We start from the raw sequence: 2277 nt of genomic DNA on the forward strand, positions 1-2277 counted from the left end.
GGGTCGGTGCCGATCGCGCCCGCCGTGCGGACCGTCGCGCCCAGCTTCGCCAGCGTGACCGCCGTGCCCGCGGCGGTGCCGGCCGGGCCGAACCGGATCTGCTCGACGAGGGTCGCGCCCTGGCCGTCCGGGATGGCTTCGACCGGGCGGACCTGCACGTCGAACACGTGCGCCCCGAGCGTCACGACCGTCTGCGTCACTGCCCGTACCCCTGGCGCACGGCCGCGGCGACGACGGCCTCCTGCTGGGCGGGCTCCAGGACCCGGGGCGCGCCGAGCGTCGCGGCCCGCACGTACAGCCCGCACGCCCACTCGAGCAGCAGCGCGTTGTCGACCGCGGCTTCCAGCGTCGGCCCGTGGGCGACCGCGCCGTGGTTGGCCAGCAGTGCCGCGGACTTGCCGTCGAGCGCGGTGAGGGTTTTCGCGGCCAGCTCCGCCGACCCGAAGACGGCGAACGGCGCGACCCGGATCGCGCCGCCGAGGGCCAGCTGCTGGTAGTGGACGCAGGGCAGTTCGTCGAGCACCAGCGACACCGCCGTGGCCTGCGGGGAATGGGTGTGCACCACCGCGCCCGCGCCGTAGCGCCGGTAGATCCCCAGGTGCAGCTCCAGTTCCGAGGTCGGGGCCCGCTCACCGGCGACCACCTCGCCGTCCAGGTCGACGACGGTGACGTCGTCCGCCGTGGCCCGGCCCAGCACGACGCCGGTCGCGGTCACCGCCACGTGCTCGCCCACCCGGACGCTCACGTTGCCCGCGCTGCCGATGAGCAGGCCTTCGCCCGCGAGCCCGTGACAGGCCCTCGCCACCGACCGCCGCGCTTCGTCGAGCGCCGAACTCGCGTCTGCCATGCGCCGAGGCTAGGATAAATCCGAATCAAAGTCACGTTCAGGTTTGGAGAGCGAATGACCGAGGGCCGGCTGCGCCGGGTGCCGCGCCAGGCGCGCTCGCGGGAAAAGCTGGCCAGGGTGCTGGCGGCCGCCGACCGCCTGCTCGCCGACGAAGGCGTCGAAGCGCTGACGACGACCCGAGTCGCCGCCGCGGCCGGCGTGCCCGTCGGGACGCTCTACCAGTACCTGCCCGACCGCGAGGCGATCACCGAGGCGCTGGCCGTGGGGTACCTCGCCCGGCTCGAAGACCTCATGGGTTCCTTCGCCGCGCGGGCGGAGCAGGAGGCCTGGGACGACCCGGTCGGCCTGCTCGTCGACGCGTTCGCCGGGCTCTACCGCGCCGAACCCGGCTTCCGCGCCCTGTGGCTGGGACGCGGCCTCACCGACGGCGCCCGCGAAGCCGACCGCGCGCACAAGCGCGTGATGGCCACCGGCGTGCACCGGATCCTGGTCGCGCAGCACCTCCTGCGCGACGACTACGCGGCCGCGGTCGCCTGCCGCACGGCGTTCCTCGCCGCGGACGCGGTGCTGCAGGAGGCATTCCGGGGCGACGGCGCGCCCGAGCTGCTGGACCCGGTCAAGTCGATGCTGCGGGCGTACCTCGGGCAGCTGCCCCGGCCGTAGCGATGAGGAATTCCTCGCCGCGTGCGATCCGCAGGCCGTCCGTGCGACCGGCGAAGTAGCGCTCGTCGAGCTCGGTACCCGAAACGTGCACCGCGTCCGCGAACCCGGCTTCCCGGGCGAGCGCCAGCATTTCCGCGGGGGAGAAGGAACTGACGAAGGGCGTGCCCGCCGCCTTCGCCTTGCTCGCGGTGGCGCGGTGCCGGGCGCGCTCGTCGTCGCCGAGGAGTTCGGGTGGCAGCATGAACGTCATCGCCAGCGTGGAACCCGGGGCGAACCCGGCGATCCGGCGCAGCGTGGCCGCGTTCGCCGCCTTCGACAGGTACATGCTGACGCCGGTGGACGCGACGACCGCCGGTTCGTCCGCCGCGAAGCCCGCTTCCGCGAGCCGGTCCCACCACGACGCCGCCTCGAAGTCGACCGGTACCAGCCGCAGCCACGCGGGTACGCCGAGGCCGAGTTCGTTCAGTCGCGAGCGTTTCCACGCCTGCGGGCCGGGCTGGTCGACCTCGAACACGCGCAGGCGCGACGCGATTTCCTTGCGGCGCAGGGCAAAGGTGTCCAGTCCGGCGCCGAGGATGACGTACTGCCCGACGCCGCGGGCCGCCTGTTCGACGACCAGGTCCTCGACGAACCGGGCCCGCGCGACCATGCCGGCCCGGTAGCGGCCGGCGCCGGCCGGGTCCATGTCGTCGCGGTCCCGCCAGCCCGCGCCCGGATCGGCCAGGCGCAGGCCGAGCTCGTCGGCGAACACGTGCGGCGGCGGGTCG

The 2277-nt window shown here is 74.4% G+C and carries 4 protein-coding genes; 1 reads left to right on the forward strand and 3 read right to left on the reverse strand.

What is annotated here, in order from left to right:
- Together G3I65_RS50410 and G3I65_RS50415 are read right to left on the reverse strand one after the other, a co-directional pair.
- The coding region (locus tag G3I65_RS50410) for a PfkB family carbohydrate kinase (protein WP_239071943.1) at positions 1 to 200 on the reverse strand (200 nt) is incomplete at its 3' end.
- The gene (locus G3I65_RS50415) at positions 197 to 847 is read right to left on the reverse strand and encodes a class II aldolase/adducin family protein (protein WP_160702951.1); all 651 of its coding nucleotides are present in this window, start codon (positions 845 to 847) and stop codon (positions 197 to 199) included. The genes G3I65_RS50415 and G3I65_RS50410, both read right to left, overlap by 4 nt.
- A gap of 54 nt (positions 848 to 901) precedes the next feature.
- Between G3I65_RS50415 and G3I65_RS50420 the strand changes: the two genes are divergently transcribed.
- Positions 902 to 1510, forward strand: coding sequence for a TetR/AcrR family transcriptional regulator (locus tag G3I65_RS50420; protein WP_160702953.1), 609 nt, complete (start codon positions 902 to 904; stop codon positions 1508 to 1510).
- Here G3I65_RS50420 and G3I65_RS50425 read toward each other — a convergent pair.
- Positions 1464 to 2277: class I SAM-dependent methyltransferase (locus G3I65_RS50425; RefSeq protein WP_160702955.1), on the reverse strand; the 814-nt coding region annotated here is incomplete at its 5' end. The genes G3I65_RS50420 and G3I65_RS50425 overlap by 47 nt on opposite strands.

Source organism: Amycolatopsis sp. SID8362 (assembly GCF_010550475.1).
Taxonomy (GTDB): domain Bacteria; phylum Actinomycetota; class Actinomycetes; order Mycobacteriales; family Pseudonocardiaceae; genus Amycolatopsis; species Amycolatopsis eburnea.